The 16857-nt window shown below is 64.5% G+C and carries 13 protein-coding genes; 8 read left to right on the forward strand and 5 right to left on the reverse strand.

Translation table 11 applies throughout. The features are described from left to right. Window positions 1-8: 8 nt before the first annotated feature. Window positions 9-1046, reverse strand: coding sequence for a carbonic anhydrase (locus EV669_RS06115; RefSeq protein WP_245622671.1), 1038 nt, complete (start codon window positions 1044-1046; stop codon window positions 9-11). Between the two features lie 23 nt (window positions 1047-1069). After that, entirely contained in the window at window positions 1070-1975 is a 906-nt protein-coding gene (locus tag EV669_RS06120; RefSeq protein WP_054284549.1) for a DMT family transporter, read from the reverse strand. Between the two features lie 351 nt (window positions 1976-2326). On the opposite strand from EV669_RS06120, the gene EV669_RS06125 reads away from it, so the two are divergent. The 5 genes from EV669_RS06125 (at window position 2327) to EV669_RS06145 (ending at window position 9207) form a co-directional block, all read left to right on the forward strand. Then, window positions 2327-3244, forward strand: a complete 918-nt coding sequence (locus EV669_RS06125; protein ID WP_132098163.1) for a LysR family transcriptional regulator — start codon at window positions 2327-2329, stop codon at window positions 3242-3244. Window positions 3245-3337: 93 nt separating this feature from the next. Beyond that, window positions 3338-4738 (forward strand): TackOD1 domain-containing metal-binding protein, encoded by a 1401-nt coding sequence (locus EV669_RS06130; protein ID WP_132098164.1) that lies wholly within the window; start codon window positions 3338-3340, stop codon window positions 4736-4738. After that, a complete protein-coding gene (locus EV669_RS06135) occupies window positions 4735-6087 on the forward strand; it encodes a glycosyltransferase family 2 protein (RefSeq protein WP_207913789.1) in 1353 nt (450 codons plus the stop codon). The genes EV669_RS06130 and EV669_RS06135 overlap by 4 nt, the downstream gene beginning before the upstream one ends. Then, a complete protein-coding gene (locus EV669_RS06140) occupies window positions 6080-8176 on the forward strand; it encodes a TolC family protein (protein WP_165922713.1) in 2097 nt (698 codons plus the stop codon). Before EV669_RS06135 ends, EV669_RS06140 begins: the two co-directional genes overlap by 8 nt. Continuing rightward, complete coding sequence (locus EV669_RS06145) at window positions 8176-9207, forward strand: HlyD family secretion protein (RefSeq protein WP_132098166.1); 1032 nt, start codon at window positions 8176-8178, stop codon at window positions 9205-9207. The genes EV669_RS06140 and EV669_RS06145 overlap by 1 nt, the downstream gene beginning before the upstream one ends. 164 nt (window positions 9208-9371) lie before the next feature. Here EV669_RS06145 and ppsA read toward each other — a convergent pair whose 3' ends face one another. Then, on the reverse strand, window positions 9372-11759 hold the full coding sequence (gene ppsA / locus EV669_RS06150) for a phosphoenolpyruvate synthase (RefSeq protein ID WP_132098167.1): 2388 nt from the start codon (window positions 11757-11759) through the stop codon (window positions 9372-9374). A gap of 301 nt (window positions 11760-12060) precedes the next feature. Here ppsA and ppsR point away from each other — a divergent pair, with 301 nt between their 5' ends. The 3 genes from ppsR to trpS all read left to right on the forward strand — a co-directional run bounded on the left by ppsR (window position 12061) and on the right by trpS (window position 14756). Next, a complete protein-coding gene (gene ppsR, locus EV669_RS06155) occupies window positions 12061-12882 on the forward strand; it encodes a posphoenolpyruvate synthetase regulatory kinase/phosphorylase PpsR (protein WP_054284543.1) in 822 nt (273 codons plus the stop codon). Window positions 12883-12885: 3 nt separating this feature from the next. After that, window positions 12886-13512, forward strand: a complete 627-nt coding sequence (locus EV669_RS06160) for a VC0807 family protein (RefSeq protein WP_054284542.1) — start codon at window positions 12886-12888, stop codon at window positions 13510-13512. Between the two features lie 218 nt (window positions 13513-13730). Then, window positions 13731-14756 carry a tryptophan--tRNA ligase gene (gene trpS, locus EV669_RS06165; RefSeq protein ID WP_055433162.1) on the forward strand — a complete coding sequence of 342 codons (1026 nt, stop codon included), beginning with the start codon at window positions 13731-13733 and terminating at the stop codon, window positions 14754-14756. 62 nt (window positions 14757-14818) lie between these two features. Here the strand turns inward: trpS and glf are convergent, their stop codons facing one another. Together glf and EV669_RS06175 are read right to left on the reverse strand one after the other, a co-directional pair. Then, on the reverse strand, window positions 14819-15955 hold the full coding sequence (gene glf, locus EV669_RS06170) for a UDP-galactopyranose mutase (protein WP_055433163.1): 1137 nt from the start codon (window positions 15953-15955) through the stop codon (window positions 14819-14821). Between the two features lie 115 nt (window positions 15956-16070). Continuing rightward, complete coding sequence (locus tag EV669_RS06175) at window positions 16071-16850, reverse strand: MBL fold metallo-hydrolase (RefSeq protein WP_054284539.1); 780 nt, start codon at window positions 16848-16850, stop codon at window positions 16071-16073. Window positions 16851-16857: the final 7 nt, after the last annotated feature.

Genomic DNA, 16857 nt, shown 5'->3' on the forward strand with positions numbered 1-16857 from the left:
CCGGTGGACTAGCGCATGAAGCCGTAACGCAGCAAATCGCCCGCGGCCAGCCGGCTGCGGATGCGCGCAGGATCGGTTTCGCCGTTGAGGTTGGTGATCACCAGCCGGCCCGCGCCCTGCCCCAGGTCGTTGCGGAAGTCGTAGTACGCCCCCAGGATGGCCAGCCGGCCAGCCTCCACCTCCCCGGAAAACTTGAGGATGGCGCTTTCCACCTGGTTGTTGACGTTGAGCAGCACGCCATCGGTCACGTCGATGCCACGCGGAATGTCGATGGTGGCCAGTTCACGCTGGATGGCCGGCTCCAGGCGAGCGGTGTCGCCGGCAGCGGCCGTCACCGCGCCGCAGACCGAATGGCCGATGAAGAGCAGCAGCGGCGTGTGCAGGTGGCGCACGCCATACTCGACCGATCCTTCGGCGGTGGCCAGCTGGTTGCCGATGTTGCGCACGACAAAGAGGTCGTTGGTGGGGTCCGCATGAAAGCCGTTGGTCTGTACGCGGGAATCGGCGCAGGTCACCACTGTAGCACGCGGCGTCTGGCGCGGAACGAGGCGGCCGTAGTAGGCGGGGCCGCGCGTCTCGGTGATGCGCACGTTGGCCGAAAGCAGTGCTGACACCGCCGCCCGGACCTGGGCCAGCTCGCTGCCGTGAGCGGCATCGGCATGTGCACCGGCCTCATGCGTATGGCGGGATGCCACCGGACGCGCCGGACGCACCGGAGCCGGCCGCGGCTTGGCACGTGGCGGGATAGCGGTCGGTTTGAGCAGCACCGGCTCCCGCGGCGCAGGTGTCGGTGCCGAGGCCTGTGCGGGGGCGGCCGTGTGCGGCGCCACCGCAGCGGCAGGCGCGGCACTGGATTGAGCGTGAGAACGTTCGGCACCGCCGCTGGCAGGAACCGGGGCCGGGCGCACCTGCATCACGGTCGATGCTGCCTGGGTGGCCAGCGGGCTGGACGGATCGATGGGTCGGGCAAGCGGCGCCGCACCCGACGGGAGCGACAGCCCCGCGGCGAGAACGGCAGACAGCAGGGTACGGGCAAAGAGACGCATGGGGCTTCCTGTAATGCGCGAAGTTAGGCCGCCGTCTGCTGCGAGGCCACCGGCACCGGGGCGCCCGCGCTCTGACGCTGGCTGAGCATGACGCCACCGAACACCAGGAGGCAGGCCAGGCCCTGCACCCAGGTCAGCGTTTCGCCAAGGATGAACCACGCCAGAAGCACGGTGAAGACCGGAATCAGGTTGACGAAGGCGGCGGCGATGGCCACCCGTACACGGCTGATGGCCCAAGTGTTGAGCCCGTATGCGCCCAGCGTGATCACCGCACCAAGATACACCACCCACATCACCGGCCAGAAGGGAAATTCGGTAGGGAGCGTTACCCAAGGGGTGAGGAGTGCGCCGCCAAACCACAGCATGCCCATCAGCGTCTGCACTCCGGTCAGCACCAAGGGCGAGTAGCGGGGAGAGAGGCGCTTGATCGTCATCATGTAGCCGGATGCACACACCATGGCCAGGAATTCCAGAAAGTTGCCCAGCAACGGGTTGGGCGCGCTATCGCTGGTTTCACCGGCCATCGTCAGCATCACCACCCCGGAAAAGGACACCGCCATGCCAAGCCAGGTCATGCGCGTGGGCTTTTCCTTCAGGTAGGCCCAGGCCACCAGCGCCGCCAGTAGTGGCAGCGTGGCCGTGATCACCCCGGCCTGCGAAGCACTGGTGTAGAGCAGCGCGCGTGCCTCCAGCATGAAATAGAGGCAAGGTTCGGCAATGCCCATGGCCAGCAGCCACTTCCAGTCACCCTTTTCGTAGCGCCATTTTTCGCCCGGACGCAACACCAGCAGCGCGATGCACAGTGAGGCAATCACCATGCGTGCGAACAGCACCACGATGGGGTCGAAAACAGCAAAAACATACTTGAGCGCGATGAAGGAACTGGCCCACAGCAGCATGGCCGTGGTCAGCGCGAGATAAGGCAGCATGGGGCACCTGACAGGGATTGCGGGGCGGGCGTTCCGCCGCGGGAAGAGCCCAGATTGTCCCAGAGGGGGCCAGGCTTGTCGAATGCCCATCCGGCCACGAGGCCGCTTTCTGTAAAAGCATGTCTCAGCCAAAGAGGCTGACGGTACAGCCCTTGCCTGCACCGGTCTGCCCGGCCCAACGGGCCACCTTCTCGCGTGGTACGCGTACCGTTCCCAGACAGACAAGCCATGCATGGCCCATGCGCCGTACAGGCTTCCGCAGGCCCCGACTGTTCAATAAGAAGGGTCTTTCGATCGGATATACTCGGCTTCAAGCCTTGAAAACGCCTGAAAGCAACGGACTGTTCTGCGATGAAAACAACACCGCCCCCCTCCCCCGATGCCTTGCTGGCTTTTGACGCTTTGGCCCGCCAGGGCAGCTTCACCGCTGCGGCCGAAGCGCTGGGATGTGCCAAAAGCCGGGTCAGCCAATTGGTGAAGGAGCTGGAGCGCGACCTGGGAGCGGTGCTGGTGCTGCGCAACACCCGCCGGGTGGCCCTGACCGAGGCCGGCGTGCGTCTGGCGCAGCACGCAGCGCGACTGCGCGAACTACTGGAACGGGTGAAGCCGGACATCACGGACACCCAAGGCAGTGTGGAGGGCCCGCTGCGCATCGGCTCCACCTTCGCCTTTGCCCAGTATGTGCTTGCGCCGCTGCTCGCACAGCTGGGCGCGCAATACCCGGGACTGCGCATCGAGCTGATGGCCGAAAACCGTCTGCAAGACCCGGTGGAGTCCAGCCTGGATTTCTGCCTGCGCACCCGCAATGTGCACGACGACCGGCTGGTGGCCAAATCCCTTGGTTTTCTGTGTGAAGTGCCGGTAGCCACCCCGCTCTACCTGGAACAACAAGGTTGGCCGAAGACGCCAGAGGACCTGAGCATGCACCAGACGCTGCACAACAGCTTCTGCGATCACGGCCATGCCTGGCGGTTGGAAAAAGGCGGACAGATCGCGTCGGTGGACATCAAACCCACGCTGGTGGCGGACCAGTACGCCGTGCTGGCCGCAGCCATGCGCGCCCATCAGGGCATCGCCCTCTTGCCTCATTATGTAATGCGCCCTTGGCTACAACAGGGCGAGGTGGTGGAAGCCCTGCCCGGCTGGCATACCGCGAGCTGGCCGATCTTTCTTGTGTACCCCTACCGCCAGCCGATGCCTAGGAAATACCAGGTTTTTCTTGATTTTATCGTGCCACGGGTGCGGAGCTTGCTCGGCGCAGATGCGTAAACGCGACAGTATCTGTAAGCAGACACGACAGAAGATTTAAATCCAAATAGAATATATCGACTTGCTTAAAAAACAGATAAATACCTGGAAATAATGATCTCCACCACACGCACCGTGCTGTTCGGCCAACCTGCACCGGAACTGGAAGCCGCTTCCGCTCTGGCAGGACAGCTCACCCGCCATGACCAGCCGGTGGCCCTGGGCCCCGAGACGCATGTGGTCCTTCTCAACCCCCAGACCGCCGAAGCGCATCGCGCCTGGCTCTACCGGCTGCGTAGCGATGGCCGGGGCAGCCAGGTGCTGATCTTCAGCCTGTGGCCCGAGGCCGAGTTGGATGCCGACAGCCGCGAACTGCTCGATGGCAGCTGGCCAGGCGCTACCGCGGCAGCCGAAGCCGCAAGCCGCTGGGCCGGCCGGCAGACGTCCATGCAGCTGAGTCACCCGGACGAGGCCACGCAGCGCGTGCTGGGCTTCCTCTTTGCCCGCGACCGGCGGGCGCTCACGCCCGTGCCAGACTGGCAGGCGCCGCTGCTCTACCGCTATCCGGTGCTCGACACCGCAGCGGGGGCCGGCACGCCGGCGATGGAACTGATGCAGCGCCTGCGTCGCCGCAACCTGCTGGCCCCCAGTCGGCTGGTAGACCGGGTACGCACCTGCCCGGCCTGTCATCATGCGCATGTCTCCTACGTCGACCGTTGTCCGGTATGCCATGCGCTGGACATCGAGCAGACGCCGGCAATCCATTGTTTTACCTGTGGCTTCGTGGCCCCGCAGGAACGCTTCCGCCGTCAGGGCACGCTGGAATGCCCCAACTGCCAGACCAGACTGCGCCACATCGGTGCCGACTACGACCGCCCGATGGAGAACTACCACTGCAATGCCTGCAACGAGTTGTTCGTGGAGCCGGAGGTGGTGGCACGCTGTCTGGAGTGCAGCGAGACCCATACACCCGAGGACCTCGCCATCCAGCCCATCGAAGTGCTGGAGCTGACCGAGGAAGGACAGCTGCTGTGCCGCCACGGCCAGCTTCTGCAGACCCTGGTGCCGCTGTCCACCCTGGAGATCATCTCTCCGGATCTGTTCCGCTTCACCCTGCGTTGGACCGACCTTCTGGCGGCCCGCTACCCGCAGCAGGGCTACTCGCTTCTGGCGCTGTACTTCGCCAATGTGCCGCAGTTGATCGATGCTCATGGCTATGCGCGCACCAATGAGATCCTGGAAGGGTTGGCCGAACGGCTGCGTGAATACCTGCGCAGCACCGACCTCGTAACCCGCACCGACGACAACCTCTACTGGATGCTGTTCCCCAACACCGACCTGAACGGCATGGCCGCCCTGCGGCAGAAGCTGGAAACCCTGCTCACCGATCTTGCAGAAGGCACCGAGCCGCCGCTGGTGCTGCATCTGGCCAGCCATACCTCGCCGGCAGAGTCCCACGCCCCGACGGAGCCGGAGGTCCTGATGGAGGTGCTGGCCAGTGAGGTGACGGCTTGAGTCCCTTTGCCTTCTGGCAGGCCACCAACGAAGCCCTGCGGGGCATCGTGGACTACTGGCTTGCATCGCCGGCCGATGCAGCGGTGCTGTTCATCCCGATGCTGCTGTTTCTGGAGCTGCCTTACTATCTGCTCTTGGTGGCGGGGGTGGCGCGCCACCAGCTGCACCGGCTGATGCATCCCCCGCGGGACGTGCCCTTCTATCCCTCGGTCAGCTGCATCATCACCTGTTACAGCGAAGGAGAAGCGGTCAAGCAAACCCTGCGCACCCTGTGCGAACAGATCTATCCGGGCGAGATCGAACTGCTACCGGTGATCGACGGCGCACTGCGCAACCAGGCCACATACGACGCCATCCGTTCGTTCATCGCCACCGAAGGCCACCGCTATCCCAACCGGCGCATCCGCCCGGTGCCCAAGTGGCAGCGGGGCGGGCGCGTTTCCTCGCTCAATGCAGGGCTCTCGCTGGCGCGGGGCGAGATCGTGATGGCGCTGGATGCGGATACCTCGTTCGAGAACGACATAGTGGCGCAGACTAGCGCGCACTTTATCGATCCGCGGGTGTGTGCCGTGTCCGGCGCACTGGCGGTACGCAACGAACAGCATTCGCTCGTCACCCACCTGCAGGCGATCGAATACCGGCTGTCGCTGATGCTGGCCAAGGTGGGTCTGTCCGAGTTCAACCTGGTCAACAACGTTTCCGGCGCCTTCGGCGTTTTCCGGCGCAGCGTGCTGGAGACGGCCGGGGGCTGGAACACCGGATCGGCCGAGGACCTGGACATGACGCTGCGGCTCAAGCAGTACTTCCGACGCAACGGCTTGCGCATCGTGTTCGAACCTCGCGCCATGGGCTACACCGATGCGCCCGACACCTGGCAGGCTTTTTTCAAGCAGCGGCTGCGCTGGGACGGAGATCTGGCCTACATGTATCTGGAAAAGCACTGGAAAGCCTTCCAGCGCCGACTGGTGGGCGGTCGCAACCTGCTGATCCTGGTATGGGGCGGGCTGCTGTTCCAGATTGTCTCTCCGTTCGTGATCCTGTTTTACATGCTCTACCTGCTGTGGGCGCTGCCACTGCCGGTCTTCGTGGCTGTCAACTTGGTGATCACGCTGTTCTACCTGGCGATCGCCTTCGTGCTGTATTTGGTCTACCTCACCTGCATCTCCAGACAGCCCAGGCGTGACCTGCCCGACCTGCTGCTTTTGCCCGCCTTTTCGCTCTTCCTGCTGGTCAACCGGCTGTGGAGCGCGGTGGCCCTGGTCAACGAGATCTGGCGCAAGGGTCATGAGGAAACCAGCATGGCGCCCTGGTGGGTGCTGCAACGCAATGCAAAGAACAAAGATGACTAAGCCTCCCTTCCTACTTTTGATGCCCGCCCTCTTCAGCGGGCTCGCCAGCCCGGTGGCCTGCGCCTTGGGCCTGACCGAGCTGGAGCAGCGGCTGGCTGCACATGCGCCGTCCGTGGCCTTCCAGCAGCAGGAAACCCGCATCGCCCAAAGCCGGCTGACCCAGCGCCAGGCCGAGAGCGGCTGGCGGCTGTTCGGCTCGGTGAGCGGTGGGCGTACCCACGAGATCGCCACGGCAGACAGCACCCGCAGCTACAGCAACCACGGCTACACCGTAGGGGCCAGCTATCCACTGCTGGGCAGCCGCAGCCAGCAAAGGCTGCGTGAAGTCGAAGCACAGCAGGAAACCGTTGCGGCCGGGGCACGGGCTGCCTTGGCCCTGGACGACGCACGCACCCGGCTACGGCGGGCCTATGTGGCCCTGTGGCAGGCCCGTGAGCAGAAAAGGTTGGCCGAAGCCTTTCTTTCGGACGCCGTACAGGCGCGGCAGGTGCTTGGCGAACGGCAGAAAGCTGGTCTCGTGCTGCCCTCCGATGCCCAGACCGCCCAAAGCTGGTACACGTTGGCCGAAAACCGCCGGCAGGCGGCGCTGCGCAGCGAGCAGGTGCTGCTGGCGGAATTGTCGCTGCTGACCGGTTTGTCGCCCTCCGGGCTGGAGCCGCTGGAGCCGCCCCGCCTGGCCGCCGACCTGAAACGTCCCGCTAACAGCGAAACCACCGCCACCGCGCTGGCACGGCTGGGCCTGGAAGCGGAGCAGGCCCGGATACGTGCCCAGAAGGCTCCCGGCATCGAAGCGGCCCTGACTGTCAGCGTCAGCAACAGCCGGGAAAGCTGGGCCAGCGACCAGACCGGGCGTGCGGTCCAGGCCGGCATCAACTTCAGCCTGCCTTTCGAGCTCGGTCGCCTGCGCAGTGCAGTGGCGGAAGAAAGCGCCGCACGTCTCGAACAGGCCCGGCTGGGTTACGACCTTGCCCGCCAGCAGAGTACGCAGGGGCGCAGCGAGGCGGAGGCGGCCTATGTCAGCGCCCTGGCCGATACCGAGTATGCCCGCGAGCAGGAGGCCGCTGCCGCGCGCGCGGTGACCGAACGCCGCTTGCGCCGTGCGCTGATCGCAGGCGATGTGCAAGAGCAGCTGTACCGCGCCCGCTTCAACTACTATCAGGCAGCCCAGCAGCGGCTGGAACAGTGGGCACGCCTGCAGAATGCTGCGGTGGACCTGGCCCGCTTCGGCTATCCTCTGGTGCCCACACCGCTCCCGCTACCGGACCGGATGGCCAGCACGCTGCAGGAAGCCCCGGCCGCCGCGCCCTCCCTTGCAGCCCGCACACAGCCCGTCGCGCAGACGGCCGCGGGCCTCGCGGTGACAAGCGGAGCCTATCTCTGGAACAGCCACAGCACGCTGGCCGATCCGGACGCGGCCGTGATGGCTTGGCAGGCAGCCGGTATCAGCAGGATTCTGCTCGGTCTTGATGGCAGCCAGCTGGCCGAGGCCGAACTGCCTGTACGGCTGCAAGCCTTGCTGGACACCGCCCACGCCCGAGGCGTGAAGGTGTCACTGCTACTGGGCGATGCCGACTGGATGACGCTGCAGGAACGGCCCCGGCTGCTGGCCCTGATCCGCCAGCTGGCGCCGCTGCCCTTCGACGGGCTGAATCTTGATTTGGAGATTGAGCAGAGCAAGGGCTGGCCGGAAGAGCGCGCAGCCTTGCGGCAGGCGTGGCTGGACACCCTGCGCGCAGCCGCCGCCGTGTCCCCGTGGCCGCTGGCCGCCACCTTCCACCACCGTCACCTGGACAGCCCCGATCTGGCCGATGCGCTGCGCGCCGCAGGCGTGCAGGAAGCCTGCGTGATGATCTTCAGCAGCCGGCGCGCCACGGTGCTGGCGACCGAACGCAAGGCCTTCCAGTCGCTGGCGGGCCTGCCGTACAGCCTCGTCGTCAGTGCAGAGCCGGCACTGCCCGTAAGTGAAAGCTTTGCCACGCTGGGCCGACAGCAGATCGCCACCTTGGCCCAAGCCCTACTGCGCCAGCGGGGTGCGGCCGCCCCGGCACTCTATTTCCAGACGTGGCAGGATTACCAAGGACTCAAATAATGAAAATCCGTTTTACCCCTGTACGCGCCCAACCGGACGTCGATCGTGGCCTGCGCGTGCCCTATGCCCCCCCGCAGCGCCAGGCACACAAGATCCGCTGGTATATCATCCTGCTGCTGGTGGCAAGCCCGCTCCTGCTCTTGGCGTATAACCTCCTCGCCAGTTGGTGGCTCGTGGAGGCGCCGGGCTTCGTCGACCAGCCAGTCGTGGAGCTGACAGCCCCCCAGAACGCGGTGGTCGAGGCCATCCAGGCACAGCCGGAAAGCCGTGTAGCGACGGGCGCGCCGCTGCTGGTGCTGCGCGACCCGCAGCTGGACGCGCGACTGCAGGGCCTGGAACGCGAGTGGCTGGCGCAGCAGGCCGCCCTCCGCGCCAGCCACCAGTCTCGACCGGCGGTGGCGGCTTCTGCCCCTGATACCGGCTGGCTGGCGGACAACCTGCGCCGCTATGAACAGCTGTTTGCAGCCGGGGCCGCCACGCTGGCAGAAGTGAATGAGGCCCGTCAACGGCTGGCCCAGGCACGTGCCTCGGTACCTCCTGTCGCCCCCGCTGCGGTAGCGCTGGTGAACGAGGCCCCGTTGCGCGCGCTGGAGACCGAGCGTGCCAGGCTGCTGGCGGCACGCCAGAGCCTGACGATCACCGCCCCAGCCGCCGGAACGGTGGTGCGCGTTGTCACCCGCCCGGGACTTCAGGTACAGGCAGGCCAAGCGCTCCTGGCCATCCAGCCGGACTCGGCTCCACGCATCATGGCTCTGGTGGCCCCTCAGGACAGCCGGTATGCCCAACCCGGACAGCTCGCCATGGTGCGTTGGCCCAGCGGCGAGCGGGCCCGGGCACGCGTGCTCAGCCTGCCGCACGTGAGCCGCCCCATCCCGGACAGCGTGCGCCGGCTGGGTGAGGTGCGCGAAGGCATCGTGACCGAGCTGGCCTTGCTGGACCCGGTGCCCGCCCGACTGCGCGTCGACGGTCTGGCGCTGACGGTGCGATTTCCGCATGACTGGTCCCGCTGGTGGCCGTTCAGCCAGGACTGAGGTTCTCTACATGCCGCCCCACGGGGCGGTTTTTTTCGTCCACACACTGCAGCCAGACAGCCTCCTGCCGATACCACAGCCTCGCAGGGAACACGAGGTTGGCCGAAGGACACAAAAAAGCCGCCCCATGGGGCGGCTTGCGCAGCAGCGGTCGGAACGACCGGTTAGCTGTTGAGTTCCTTGGCCAGGTAGAGCCAGGTTTCCACCACGGTATCCGGGTTCAGCGAGATCGTCTCGATCCCCTCTTCCACCAGCCACTTGGCGAAATCCGGATGGTCCGACGGGCCTTGGCCGCAGATACCGACATACTTGTCGAGCTTGCGGCACGCCTGGATCGACATGTGCAGCATGGCCTTCACCGCCTCGTTGCGCTCGTCGAAGGTCGAGGCAATCGGGCCGCCGGAGTCGCGGTCCACGCCCAACGTCAGCTGGGTCATATCGTTGGAGCCGATCGAGAAGCCGTCGAAATGCTGCAGGAACTTCTCGGCCAGCACGGCGTTGGTCGGCAGTTCGCACATCATGATCAGGCGCAGGCCGTTCTCGCCCCGCTTCAGGCCATTGGCCGCCAGGATTTCCACTACCTTCTCGGCTTCGGCCAGGGTACGGACAAACGGGATCATCACTTCCACGTTGGTCAGGCCCATCACGTCCCGCACCTTCTTCATGGCGCGACACTCGAGCTCGAAGCAGTCACGGAAGCTGTCCGCCACGTAGCGGGCAGCACCGCGGAACCCGATCATCGGGTTCTCTTCGTGCGGCTCGTACAGCTGGCCGCCGATCAGGTTGGAGTACTCGTTGGACTTGAAGTCCGACATCCGCACGATGACTTTCTTCGGCCAGAAGGCTGCGGCCAGGGTGGCGATGCCTTCGGCCAACTTCTCAACGTAGAAGTCCACCGGGCTCGGGTAACCGGCGATGCGGTCGCTGATGGTTGCCTTCAGGTCGGCCGGCAGCTTGTCGAACTCGAGCAGCGCCTTCGGATGAATGCCGATCTGGCGGTTGATCACGAACTCCAGGCGGGCCAGGCCCACACCTTCGTTGGGCAACTGCGCGAAGTCGAACGCCAGCTCGGGGTTGCCCACGTTCATCATGATCTTCACCGGGCTCTTGGGCATTTTGTCCAGTTCGAGCTCGATGATCTCCACGTCCAGCAGGCCGTCGTAGATATTGCCGGTGTCGCCCTCGGCACACGAAACCGTCACCTGCATGCCGTCACGCAGCACGTCGGTGGCGTCGCCGCAGCCAACCACGGCCGGAATGCCCAGCTCACGCGCGATGATCGCGGCGTGGCAGGTGCGTCCGCCACGGTTGGTCACGATGGCGGCCGCACGCTTCATCACCGGCTCCCAGTCCGGATCGGTCATGTCCGTCACCAGCACGTCACCAGCCTTGACGCGGTCCATCTCGGAAGCGTCCTTGATCATGCGCACCACGCCCTGGCCGATCTTCTGGCCGATGGCGCGGCCTTCGGCCAGCACCTGGCTGCGGTTCTTCAGGCGATAGCGGCGCAGGGTGTCCTTGCGGGCTTCCTGCGACTTCACCGTTTCGGGACGGGCTTGCAGGATGTAGAGCTTGCCATCCTCACCGTCGCGGCCCCACTCGATGTCCATCGGACGACCGTAGTGCTTCTCGATGATCCGTGCGTACTGGGCCAGCTCCTCCACCTCAGCATCGGTGATCGAGAACTGCTTGCGGGCAGCCGCGTCCACGTCCACGGTGCGGACCGAACGACCGGCCTGCGAGGCGTCGGTGAACTCCATCTTGATCAGCTTGGAGCCCAGCGTCTTGCGCAGGATGGCGGGGCGGCCACCCTTGAGGGTCGGCTTGTGCACGTAGAACTCGTCCGGGTTCACAGCGCCTTGCACCACGGTCTCGCCCAGGCCGTAGGAGGCCGTCACGAACACAACGTCCTCGAAGCCGGACTCGGTGTCGATGGTGAACATCACGCCGGCAGCGCCCGTGTCGGAACGGACCATGCGCTGGATGCCGGCGGACAGGGCCACCACGTCATGCGCGAAGCCCTTGTGCACGCGGTAGGAAATGGCACGGTCGTTGTACAGCGACGCGAACACGTGCTTGATGGCGTCCTTGACGTTGTCCAGGCCGCGGATGTTGAGGAAGGTTTCCTGCTGACCGGCGAACGAGGCGTCCGGCAGGTCCTCTGCGGTAGCCGAGGAGCGTACGGCGACGGAGATATCCGGATTGCCGGCATCGGCCACCATCTTGTCCCAAGCGCTCTTGATCTCGTCCTCGAGCTTGGCAGGGAACGGCGTGTCGATGATCCACTGGCGAATCTCCTTGCCGACGCGCGCCAGTTCGGTCACGTCATCGATGTCGAGCTTCGACAGTGCTGCATTGATCCGGTCCGCAAGGCCGTTGTGCGCGAGAAAATCGCGGTAGGCATCGGCCGTGGTGGCGAAACCGCCGGGAACCCGCACACCCGAACCGGCAAGCTGGCTGATCATTTCACCCAGCGAGGCGTTCTTGCCGCCTACCCGTTCGACATCGGTCATGCGCAGGTTCTCGAACCAGATGACGTAGTTCTCTGCCATCACTTCATTTCCTGTGTTGGATTGGGACGATAGAAAACCCGCATTCTAGCCGAATCCCCCCTTGTTTGCGTAGCGCCTTTTGCGTTGCACAACAAGGAGTTTGCGCCATGCCGACCCGGAGCCCGGGGCTTTCCGGGCAGCGTGAAGCGGGGATTTCGCTTCATGCAGTTTTCACGCAAACGCAACAACCACGCCCCTTGGCGAGGTCTGCGGGAGGGATTTCCCCGCCGGTGCGCCCGCCCGGAACGGCTATAATGCGCCCAGGCTCTCCTACCGTATCTCGCCGACCAAAGGTGCATCCATGCCACACCGCCGTTCTGCCTTCTTCATCTCCGACCGCACCGGCATCACTGCCGAATCGCTGGGCAACACCCTGCTTACCCAGTTCGACGGACTGGAATTCAAGCGCGAAACCGTTCCCTTTGTGGATACCGTCGAAAAGGCGCGCGAAGTCGCCGACCGCATCTGCGAACGGGCCGACAGCGACCACCTGCGTCCGCTGGTGTTCACCAGCATCGTCAATCCCGAGGTGCGGCAGGCGCTGAAGGTGGACTGCGTGAAGATCGTGGACTTCTTCGAAACCTTCATCGGAGAACTGGAAGACGAGCTGGGCGTGAAGGCGACCGAGACCCTAGGCAAGGCCCATGGGATGAACAGCGAGGAAAAGTATGACTACCGCATCGAGGCAGTGAACTTTTCGCTCAACCATGATGACGGCGTCAAGCTGAAGGATCTGGACGAGGCCGATGTGATCCTGGTCGGAGTCTCCCGTTCCGGCAAGACCCCCACCTGCCTCTACCTTGCCCTGCAGTACGGCATCAAGGCCGCCAACTACCCTCTGACACCGGAAGATCTGGACAGCCCCAGCCTGCCCAAGATGCTGCAGCCTTATCGCAACAAGCTGTTCGGCCTGACGATCGACCCTTCCCGTCTGCACAACATCCGCACCGAGCGCCGTCCAGACTCCAAGTATGCCAGCATGGACAATTGCCGTTTCGAGGTGAACGAAGCGGAATCGATGTTCCGTCAGCATGGCGTGTCATTCATCAGCACCACGCACAAGTCGATCGAAGAGATCGCCAGTACCATCATCCACAAGGCCAACCTGACCCGCCGCTTCTGAGCCATGAAACGCGGAGCCCTCCTGGCTGACCTGGCCGCCAACTTCCTGCTGCCCTGGCTGGCGTACCGCTGGGCGGCCCCGCGCTGGGGCGAGGCTGGCGGCCTGATGGCCTCGGCGGTACCACCGCTGGTGTGGAGCCTGGGCGAGCTGATACGCCATCGGCGGGTGGACGCATTGAGCCTGCTCGTTCTCGGGGGCATTCTGCTCTCGGGCATCGCGCTGCTTCTGGGGGGAGACACGCGCATGCTGCTGCTGCGCGAATCGCTGGTCTCGGGCCTGGTCGGGCTGGCCTTCCTGCTGTCCACGCCTTTCGGCCAACCGCTGCTCTATCACCTGGCCCTGGCCACGGTGCGGCGCCAGTCGCCGGACGGCGGACAACGCTTTATGGCCCTGTGGCAGGCCCACCCGCTCTTCCGCACCCGCATCGGCCGGATGAACCTCGTCTGGGGTCTGGGCCTGGTGGCCGAGACGATGGTGCGAGCGATGCTGGCTTGGCGCTGGCCGCCCGAACGCTTTCTTCTGGTATCGCCTTGGATCAGCTACGGCTTTTACGGCAGCCTGGCGGGCTGGACCGTCTGGTACAGGGGCCGGCTGAAGGGGGCTCTGCCGCCAAGCGCACACCAGGCTTGACCCGGGCGTGATGCCGGGCGCAGACTGTATCCATGAATACGCGACCCGTAACCGCTTTTGCCTTTTTCTGGTGGTGGCGCCCCTAGCAGGCGGCCCCGCGGTGACGTACGTTTGAAAACCCGGAAGCTGCCGACAAGGCGGTGCCGGGTTTTTTGTTGATCTTCCCCTCCCCTTGCGGCAGCTCCGAAGCCAACCTTCCACGGACTTTGGAGACTGACATGCATCTGCCAGACGGCATCACTTCCAGCGACATTATCCTGACCGGCGACCGCACTACTGGCCCGCTGCACTTGGGGCACTATGTGGGTTCGCTGCGCAACCGCGTTCTGCTGCAGGAACACTGCACCCAGTTTCTGCTGCTGGCCGACGCCCAAGCGCTGACCGACAACATGGGCAACTATCTTAAGGTGCGCGACAACGTGTTGCAGGTGGCACTGGACTATCTGGCCGTCGGCATCGACCCGCAGAAAAGCACCATTTTCATCCAGAGCCTGGTGCCCGAGTTGTCGGAACTGGCCTCGTATTACCTCAACCTGGTGACTGTGGCCCGCCTGGAGCGCAACCCCACGATCAAGGACGAGATCAAGATGCGCGGGTACGAGCGGGACATCCCTGCGGGCTTTCTCACCTATCCGGCCGCCCAGGCCGCGGACATCACCGCCTTCAAGGCCACCATCGTGCCGGTGGGCGCGGACCAGATCCCGATGATCGAGCAGACCAACGAGATCGTGCGACGCTTCAATGCCAGCGTAGAGCGGCCAGTGCTGGTGGAGGCCCGTGCCGTGGTGCCCGAGGCTGGGGCACGGTTGCCCGGCATCGACGGCAAGGCCAAGATGTCCAAGTCGCTGGGCAATGCCCTACCGCTTTCGGCCAACCCCGACGAGATCCGCCAGGCTGTGAAGATGATGTACACCGATCCTCAGCATCTGCGGGTAGACGACCCGGGCCAAGTGGAAGGCAACGTGGTGTTCACCTATCTGGACGTGTTTGAGCCTGATGCCGACTTGGTGGAAGACCTGAAGGCGCGCTACCGCCGCGGCGGGCTGGGCGACAGCGTTATCAAGAAGCATCTGGAAGAGCGGCTGATCGCCCTGCTCGAACCTATCCGCAGACGGCGGGAGGAATACGCACGGGACCCGGCCGGCGTACTGGGCATGCTCAAGGCAGGCACGGCGCGGGCACGCGAAGTGGCGGCCGAGACCTTGGCCGAAGTCAAAGGCGCCATGGGGCTCAACTACTACTGAGCGCCGGAGCGATAAAGACGGGGTGCCCAAGGGCACCCCGTGTGTCGAACTGTGGCTTGCAGTCAGCCGGCTACCGCGGATTCGGCCACCCGGGCCGCGCTAGTATCCCGCGCAAGGATGTTCTCGGCCGTCTTGAGCGCAGCCCCGACGACTTGGTCCATATTGTAGTAGCGGTACTGTGCCAGCCGCCCAACAAAGGTGACGTCGGTGCAAGCGGCAGCGAGGGCTTCGTAGCGCTTGAAGAGGGCCTCGTTCTCCGGGCGGGGCACCGGATAGTACGGATCGCCCTCGGCCTGCGGATACTCCTTCACCAAGGAAGTGCCCGGATGAACCTGCCCGGTCAGATGCTTGAACTCGGTGATGCGGGTGTAGGCGTGATCGTTCGGATAGTTGATCGTGCCGGTTTCCTGGAACTGGTCGCAGGTCGGCAGGTGGCTGTGTTCGAAGCGCAGGCTGCGATAGGGCAGCTTGCCGAAGCGGTAATCGAAGAAGGCGTCGATCGGGCCGGTGTAGATCATGTGATCCCAGCGTTCGGTCTCCTTCACCGTATCAAGATCCACCCCCAGCCGTACCTCGATCAGCGGGCTGGAAAGCATTTTCTCGAACATGGCGGTATACCCTTCGGCCGGCATGAACTGGAAGCTGTCTCCGAAATAACGGTCGTCATCGTTGGTGCGGGTGGGAATACGTGCAGCCACACCCGCCGACAGTTCGGACAGGTCCAGCCCCCACTGCTTGCGGGTGTAGCCACGGAAAAACTTGTCGCACAGGTCGCGTCCGACGCTGTTGAGCACTACATCTTCACTGGTACGGACCGGATCGCGCGGTTCGCGTGCTTTCTCGAGGAAGGCTTCCACCTCGCCCTCCGACAGGTCCAGCCCGTAGAGCCGGTTGATCGTGGTACGGTTGATGGGAATCGGGTAGGCCTCGCCCTCCACGATCGCGCGCACACGGTGCTCGTAGAAGCGCCAGTGGGTGAACTGCGACAGATATTCAAAGATGCGCTTGGAGTTGGTGTGGAAAATGTGCGGGCCGTAAGGGTGGATCAGCACGCCATGCTCATCACGGCAATCGAAGGCATTGCCGCCGATGTGCGGGCGCTTGTCGATCACGAGCACCTTCTTGCCAGCACGGGCCAGCCTTTCGGCGCAGACGGCACCGGCAAAGCCGGCACCCACCACCAGAAAATCATAAGCCATGACATTTCCATGAAAAGTTTGAGAGGCGAGCCTTGTCAGGCAAATAGCGTTCCCGGGCTTTTTGCCCGAAAAACGGCGCAGGCTGCCACGGACAGGCAGTTTTTACGGACTGGCCTCAAGCGGTAAAGGGCAACGCAACCTTCAGCCCATCGTGGCCGGGCTCGATGCCGGGCGGACACAGCGCCTGCAATTCGGCAAAGGCGAGCTGATGCGTCATGTGGATCAGCACCGTGCGCCGTGCGCCGATGCGTCCGGCCCATTGGAAGGCCTGTTCAACGCCTAGGTGAGAAGGATAGGGGTCATGCTTCAGGCAGTCGAGAAACAGCACGTCCAGCCCCTGCAGGGCAGCAAGGCTGGCTTCGGGGATGTCGGACACATCGGTCAGCCAAGCCATATTGCCGATGCGCCAGCCCAGGCAGGGCCAGGTGCCGTGCCGGAGCGGGATCGGCATCAGGGCAACGCCAGCGTGCTCGAACGGGCCGTCTACCTCCTGGGGCATCAGCACCGGCTTATCCCATACCGGAGAGGGCGGCTGAAGCGCATAGCCAAAGCGGGTACGGATGTTATCCAGGGTGAAGGCATTGCCGTAGAGCGTGATGCTGCCCTTCTTCACGTAGCAGAAGGCACGCAGATCGTCGATGCCATTCAGATGGTCGGCATGCGGATGGGTGTAGAGCACGGCATCCACCCGGGTGATGCCCTCGCGCAGGGCCTGCTGGCGCAGGTCCGGACCGGTATCGATCAGAAAGCCGGTCGCCCCCACCCTGACATAAGCACTGGTGCGAGTGCGCCGGTTGCGGATGTCAGACGAGGTGCAGGTAGGGCAGTGGCAACCGATCGCGGGCGTGCCCGAACTGGAGCCGCAGCCAAGGATGGTGACTTCTAGCGTGCTCAATCCAGTC

This window comes from Gulbenkiania mobilis, assembly GCA_004346645.1.
In the GTDB taxonomy this organism is placed as follows: domain Bacteria; phylum Pseudomonadota; class Gammaproteobacteria; order Burkholderiales; family Chromobacteriaceae; genus Gulbenkiania; species Gulbenkiania mobilis.